General features: G+C 49.1%; 6 protein-coding genes. All 6 read left to right on the plus strand.

The annotated features are described in order from the left end of the window. A partial coding sequence (locus tag HKN79_05860) for an NADH:ubiquinone reductase (Na(+)-transporting) subunit B (protein NNC83083.1) occupies positions 1–1084 on the plus strand: 1084 nt, incomplete at its 5' end. Between the two features lie 9 nt (positions 1085–1093). Continuing rightward, on the plus strand, positions 1094–1891 hold the full coding sequence (nqrC, locus tag HKN79_05865) for an NADH:ubiquinone reductase (Na(+)-transporting) subunit C (protein NNC83084.1): 798 nt from the start codon (positions 1094–1096) through the stop codon (positions 1889–1891). Next, positions 1888–2574, plus strand: a complete 687-nt coding sequence (locus HKN79_05870) for an NADH:ubiquinone reductase (Na(+)-transporting) subunit D (GenBank protein NNC83085.1) — start codon at positions 1888–1890, stop codon at positions 2572–2574. The genes nqrC and HKN79_05870 overlap by 4 nt, the downstream gene beginning before the upstream one ends. Before the next feature lie 5 nt (positions 2575–2579). After that, the gene (nqrE, locus tag HKN79_05875) at positions 2580–3194 is read left to right on the plus strand and encodes an NADH:ubiquinone reductase (Na(+)-transporting) subunit E (protein NNC83086.1); all 615 of its coding nucleotides are present in this window, start codon (positions 2580–2582) and stop codon (positions 3192–3194) included. A gap of 23 nt (positions 3195–3217) precedes the next feature. Further along, complete coding sequence (locus tag HKN79_05880; protein NNC83087.1) at positions 3218–4513, plus strand: NADH:ubiquinone reductase (Na(+)-transporting) subunit F; 1296 nt, start codon at positions 3218–3220, stop codon at positions 4511–4513. Between the two features lie 209 nt (positions 4514–4722). Beyond that, positions 4723–7415: TonB-dependent receptor (locus HKN79_05885; GenBank protein NNC83088.1), on the plus strand; the 2693-nt coding region annotated here is incomplete at its 3' end.

A 7415-nucleotide genomic window follows, 5' to 3' on the forward strand; every position in this document is an offset into this window, starting at 1 on the left:
CCATACGACATCGCATGGCTCACATATCCGTGACGCCATCGATCTGAAGCGTACCATGTTCTTCGTCATCGTGTCGCTGGTACCTTGCCTGCTCTTCGGTATGTGGAATGTGGGACATTTCCATCACCTGTCCAATGGGCTGCCGAGTGAGTTCTGGCCCAATATGCTCTATGGTATGCAAAAGGTATTGCCGCTCGTGGTGGTCTCGTATGCTGCCGGACTGGGAGTGGAATTCTTCCTTGCCGTCAAGAACAATCACCCGGTACAGGAGGGATTCCTGGTATCCGGAATGCTCATCCCTTTGACCATGCCGGCCGATGTACCTCTCTGGATGCTGGCTGTGGCCACCATCTTTGCGGTACTCATCGGGAAAGAGATCTTCGGGGGTACAGGGATGAACATCCTCAATGTAGCGCTCACTGCTCGGGCTTTCATCTTCTTTGCTTACCCCACCAAGATCTCGGGTGAGATATGGATACCGGAGGCAGGAGGAGTGGATGGGTATACAGGAGCCACTGCTCTGGGAGAACTCGCCCTCACTGTAGGTCAGGACAAGACCGGTGAATTGGCCACCAGCAAGATGGAAATGTTTGCGGATGGTGGAATATACTCCTTGTCTAAGTCGGTTATAGGAATGATCCCTGGGTCGGTAGGAGAGACCTCGGTCATCGCCATTCTTTTAGGAGCTGCATTCCTGCTCATCACGGGCATTGCTTCTTGGCGCATCATGGCCTCTATGTTCGTTGGAGGATTCGTTATGGCATCCCTCTTCAATCTATGGGGAGCCAATGCATTCATGGAACTTCCTCCTCTCCATCAGTTGATGGTCGGTAGCTTCATGTTCGGTATGGTATTCATGGCCACTGACCCTGTGACCGCTGCTCAGACACAGACCGGGAAATACATCTATGGATTCTTTGCAGGATTCTTTGGAATCATGATACGGGTGTTCAATCCGGCCTATCCAGAAGGAATCATGCTAGCGATACTCTTTATGAATGTGATGGCCCCGATGATCGATCACTACGTAATTGCGGCCAATATCAAGAGACGCGAGAAAAGACTCAAATTACAAACTGCCTAAATCTCAATCATGGCAATCAATAAAGAAGGAAACGGGTATACGTTCGGATTCGCAGCAGTGATGGTGATCCTGGTCGGAGCTTCATTGGCTATGGTATCGATGGGCCTCAAGCCCGATATCAAGAAGAACGAGGCGGACAAGAAGATGATGGACATCCTGGGATCTATCGATGTGGAATCCACTCGGGAGAATGCCGCTGAGATATTCAATACCATGGTCACTGAACGCATCTTGGTCAATGCCCAAGGTGAAGTGATCAGAAGTGCTACAGGGCCGGTCGACCCGGCTGATGCCGAAGACCCTTTCAACGTGGACGTGAGAAAGGAATACAAACAAATGGTCTCCAAGATCGTTCAGGCCAATAAGAACGATAAGCCCGTACTGATCGAGAAGGTCAGTGAGTTGCCTGTCAATTACCCGCTCTTCAAAGCCGAGAAAGATGGAGAGACCTACTACGTGGTACCGATGGTAGGTACTGGACTGTGGGGACCTATCTGGGGATATGTATCGATGGAATCGGACATGAAGACGGTCTATGGGGCCACCTTCGACCACAAGACCGAGACCCCTGGTCTGGGAGCCGAGATCAAAGAGGATTTCTTTGAAGAGCAATTCGAAGGAGAAAGCACCTATGAGGATGGGGATTTCGTCTCGATCTCGGTCGTGAAAGGAACATCATCTCCTGATGATAAGAATGCCGTGGACGGCATCACTGGGGGTACCATTACGAGTAACGGTGTGGCCGAGATGGTCTATCGCACCTTGGCCATCTATGACAATTACTTCAAAAAACAACGCGCATCATGAGTGAGGTTGCAGTAGAAGAAAAACAGGAGGTAAAGGCTCCCTCTGAGCCCTTATTCTCTCCGAAGAACAAGCGGCTGATAACCGATCCGCTGAATGAGAACAACCCTATCACCATTCAGGTACTGGGAATCTGTTCTGCACTGGCGATCACCGTACAGGTCAAGCAGGCCGTATTCATGAGCCTATCCGTACTCTTTGTGATGATCGCGGGTAACTGGATCATCTCTACCATACGGAATCTCATCCCCAGTCGTATCCGGATCATCGTTCAGTTGGTCGTGGTCGCTACGCTGGTGACCTTGGTCGACTTGACACTTAAGGCCTATGTGCCTGATGTCAGTGAGAAACTGTCGGTATTCGTAGGGCTCATCATCACCTACTGTATCATCATGGGGCGTTTCGAGGCCTTCGCCATGGGTAACAAGCAGTGGCCATCTATCCTCGATGCCTTGGGAAATGCCTTAGGATACGCGTGGATTTTGATCGCAGTTGCAGTGGTTCGGGAAGTGTTCGGTTCGGGAGCTATCTGGGGTTGGAAATTCATTCCTGAGAGCTGGATGATGTCCAATGGCGGATTCTACATGAACAACAACCTGATGATCCTACCTCCGATGGCTCTAATCACGGTAGGGGTCATTATCTGGATTCAGCGCTCGCGTAATACCAATCTTATAGAAGCCTGATCATCATGGAAGCAGTAAACATTTTCGTCAAAGGCATCTTTGTAGAGAACATGATCTTCGCCTACTTCTTAGGCATGTGTTCGTATCTGGCCGTTTCCAAGACTGTGAAGACAGCCGTTGGTCTAGGTGCAGCGGTCATATTCGTATTGGGAATCACCGTACCGATCAACTATCTACTCGAGAACTACGTGCTCAAAGAAGGTGCGCTCACTTGGTTGGGTGCCGAGTACGCAAGCATCGATTTGAGCTTTTTGAGCTTCATCCTTTTCATTGCCGTGATCGCATCCATGGTACAGCTCGTGGAAATGATCGTAGAACGATTCTCACCTGCACTCTATGGTGCATTGGGAATCTTCCTACCACTGATCGCAGTGAATTGCTCTATACTCGGAGGAGCCCTGTTCATGCAGGAACGTCAGTATGCGACCATCGGGGATGCCACGGCATTCGGATTGGGATCGGGAGTCGGTTGGTTCTTGGCCATCGTGGCCATTGCTGCCATTAGAGAGAAGATCCAATACTCCAACATCCCTGCACCTTTGAAGGGACTAGGCATCACATTCATCATTACAGGACTCATGGGTATGGCCTTCATGGCATTCATGGGAATAGAACTTTAAATAAATAGAGAGGACAGTAAATCATGGGATCTACAGTCATTATAGCCGTAATCGTTTTTCTCTTGGCCATCATTCTATTGGTGAGCGTGCTGCTCTTTGCCAAGGCCAAACTCTCACCCTCAGGACCTGTCAAGTTGACCATCAACGATGAGAAGACCATCGAGGTGCAAGGAGGAGATACCTTATTGACCACACTGAGCAACAATGGGATATTCCTTCCATCAGCATGTGGAGGAGGAGGAACCTGTATCCAATGTATCTGTCAGGTACATGAGGGTGGAGGATCCATCCTACCTACAGAGGAACCTCACTTCAGCCGCAAAGAGATAGCGCAGAATTATCGACTCGGATGCCAGGTCAAGGTAAAAGAGGACATGGCTGTGGAGATCGATGAGGAGATCTTCGGCATCAAGAAGTGGGAAGCCAAGGTAGTCTCCAACTATAACGTGGCATCCTTCATCAAGGAGTTCATTGTAGAACTGCCTGAAGAGATGGACTACAAAGCAGGTGGATATATCCAGATCGAGATACCACCTTGTGAGATCGATTATAAGGATATCGACATCACTGCCCACCCAGAGGACCATCCAGGCGAGCCGGATAAATTCAAAGTTGAGTGGGACAAGTTCGGTCTGTGGGATCTAAAGATGAAGAACGATGAAGAAGTCGTGCGGGCCTACTCCATGGCCAGCTATCCGGCAGAAGGGAAGCGCATCATGCTCAACGTACGTGTGGCTACACCACCTTGGGACAGAAATAAGAACAGCTGGATGAATGTCAATCCAGGCATCGCATCCTCCTACATCTTCGCTCAGAAACCCGGAGATACCGTAACGGTCTCTGGACCTTATGGAGAATTCTTCATCAAGGAGACCGAATCAGAGATGCTATACATCGGTGGTGGTGCAGGGATGGCCCCTATGCGATCACACCTCTATCACCTCTTCAAGACCCTGGAGACAGGAAGAAAGGTGACGTACTGGTACGGTGGTCGTTCACGGAGGGAGTTGTTCTACATCGAGCACTTCCGATCCTTGGAAAGGAAATTCTCCAACTTCAAGTTCTACTTGGTTCTTTCTGAGCCTCTGCCCGAGGATAATTGGGTAGAGAAGAAGGACATCCATGATGAGGAAGGCGATGGATTTGTAGGATTCGTACACCAAGCGGTGATCGATCAATATCTCAAGCATCACGATGAACCCGAAGAGATAGAATTCTATTTCTGCGGTCCACCACTGATGAACCAAGCGGTACTCAAGATGTGTGATGACTGGGGAGTACCAGAGGAGAATGTGAGCTTCGATGATTTCGGAGGCTGATCATCGCTGAACATATTTCAACCTATCGGAAAGGGCCTTCGGGCCCTTTTCTCATTGGAAGGCTGATGCTATGCAACGCATTTCAATTAACTAAGAGTCAAGGTTTTCCCCGATCATGGTGTATAATTCTTAATTGAAGGCTAACGATCATCTGGGAGGGATTTAAAGGTGCTAGGTACATTTGTCTATAACCTTAATTTCCAAATCAGATGAAACGTTTAATGATAGCTGTGCTTGCACTGGCCATCTCTACATTATCATTCTCACAAGGCTCAATTGTGGGAAAAGTGATCGATGCAGAGTCCGGTGAAGCCATAATCTCAGCCACAGTAAGGCTGGATAACTCGACCAAAGGAGCCCTGACCGATCTTTCAGGGAATTTCGAGATAAAGAATGTGACTGCTGGTGAGCATACCGTCAAGGTGTCCTATGTCAGCTTTGATGATATCACTGAAAAAGTGATGGTCAAAGACGGTGCAGCTGCAGACATAGGGACATTGAAGATGGAATCTTCATCCATCGGACTGAAAGAGATCCAAGTCGTAGCCAGTGTGGCTGTGGATAGGAAGACTCCTGTTGCCGTATCCACCATCTCTGCAAAGCAGATCGAAGAGCGACTTGGTAATCAGGAATTCCCAGAACTGCTGAAGTCCACGCCTTCCATCTACACGACCAAACAAGGTGGTGGATTCGGAGATGCTCGGATCAATATCCGTGGATTCAGTCAGGAGAATTTTGCACTGCTCATCAACGGTATCTCTGTAAGTGGTATGGAGGACAACCGGGTATATTGGTCCAACTGGGCCGGTCTGGGAGATGTTACCCGCACGATGCAGGTGCAGCGTGGACTGGGAGCATCGAGGTTGGCGATCACCTCTGTTGGGGGGACCATCAACATCATCACCAAGACCACGGATCAGCGTAAAGGTGGATCGGTATGGTCTTCCATCGGAAATGATGGATATAAGAAGACCGGAATGACACTGTCCACCGGTCGAACTGATAACGGCTGGGCCTTCACCTTCACAGGGAGTCGTACAACAGGCGATGGATATATCGAAGGAGCGTATATCGATGCATGGAGTTATTTCGGCTCGGTGGCCAAGGAACTCGGTAAAGACCAGCAATTGATCTTCACGGTTTTCGGGGCTCCTCAACGCCACGGACAGCGTGACTTCCAACACAATATCGGAGACCAGCGCGATGTCTACGGCATCCGTTGGAATGATGACTATGGCAAATTCCAAGGAGAGGATTTCCTGATTCGCGAGAATTTCTACCATAAGCCTCAGGCCAACCTGAACCACATCTGGCAGATGAACGAAGGGACCACATTGGTCACGGCTGTGTATGGTTCTGTTGGTAGAGGAGGAGGAACCGGTGATCTAGGAGGATTCGTCAGAGAGGATGGAGCCTATCGTGGCCGTGAATTCCGTCAGCCACGGGATGTCTACGGTCACCATCAATACGATCAATGGTACCTGTATAACTCTGGTCAGGCAAATAGCCTCTACGACACCAGCATGGTCGCGCTGAATTATGAGACAGCTGAAGGCGAGACCGGAACCGCACAGATTGCGGCCAATGGTCAGAACGGACTGATCAAAAGGGCATCTATGAACCAGCACAACTGGTATGGTGTATTGTCGACTTTGACTACGGAATTGAGCGAGACATTGACTCTCTCCGGAGGTCTGGATGTCCGATTCTACACCGGTTCGCACTACAGGAAGACCGTCAATCTCATGGGTGCTGAATATTGGTTCGATGACGACAATATCAACAATCAATTCGATTGGGTCGATCTGGATGGAGATGGGATCCAAGAAGAAGGAGAATGGGGAAATCTCGTGCAACCGACCAACGATGCTGAGCGTCTATGGGGGAATGTAGACCGCGATGAGCGTATCGATTATAACAATGATGAGAATATCAACTGGTACGGACTCTTCGGTCAGTTGGAATACAGTAAGGATCAACTCTCGGCATTCGTGTCTGGTGCGTTCAACAACACCCAAATGCGTAGGATCGACTTCTTTTCCGAGCCGGATAGTGACAATACCACCGATTGGTTATCCTTCACCGGAGGAAATTTGAAACTAGGCGCGAATTATAATCTCAACGAGAACCACAATGTATTCTTGAATGGTGGATACATATCCAGAGCACCCTATTTCGATGCACTCTTCCCGACCTTTGATAACGATGCGGCCAATGAGGATGCAGTCAACGAGAAGATCACATCAGTCGAGCTCGGCTACGGATATCGTGGAAGGAACTTCTCTATGAACCTCAACGGGTATTGGACCCAATGGGAAGATAAGACCGATGTATCGACTTATGAGGATCCCGTCACTGAAGATATCCTCTTCTTGAATCTACTCGGAGTCAATGCCTTGCATAGCGGTCTGGAATTGGATTTCACATTCCTTCCAGTGCGTAATGTGACTGTGACCGGCTTCGCTTCCTTGAATAATTGGGAATGGACCAACAATCCAAGCGGTGTTATCTCTGATGAGAACAATGAGGTCATTGGAGAGCAAGAGTACTTCATAGACGGTCTCAAAGTAGGAGATGCCGCACAGACTACCTTCGGACTGAATGCCTCGGTCAATCTGACCCGAGATCTTTCTGTAGATGCTCAATGCTTCTACTTTGATAATCTCTATGCGAGCTATAGTCCAGATGACAGGGACGATGTGGAAGAAGCTGGCATACAGGTACTCCAACTTCCAGATTATGGGCTTGTGGATGCTGGGTTGACCTGGACTTTCCAATTTGCAGGATTGGATGCCAAGGCACGGGTCAATGTCAATAATGTCTTTGATACCCAGTACATAGCAGAGGCCACGGATAGGATCCGTACGGATGAGAGCTATGATGAATTGCTGGATAATACGCG

This window comes from Flavobacteriales bacterium (genome assembly GCA_013001705.1).
Lineage (GTDB): Bacteria > Bacteroidota > Bacteroidia > Flavobacteriales_D > JABDKJ01 > JABDLZ01.

Bases quoted from the DNA above. Each gene is read 5' to 3' on its own strand.
- HKN79_05870 (NNC83085.1), top strand. From the start codon at position 1,888: ATGAGTGAGGTTGCAGTAGAAGAAAAACAGGAGGTAAAGGCTCCCTCT.
- HKN79_05880 (NNC83087.1), top strand. From the start codon at position 3,218: ATGGGATCTACAGTCATTATAGCCGTAATCGTTTTTCTCTTGGCCATC.
- nqrC (NNC83084.1), top strand. From the start codon at position 1,094: ATGGCAATCAATAAAGAAGGAAACGGGTATACGTTCGGATTCGCAGCA.
- nqrE (NNC83086.1), top strand. From the start codon at position 2,580: ATGGAAGCAGTAAACATTTTCGTCAAAGGCATCTTTGTAGAGAACATG.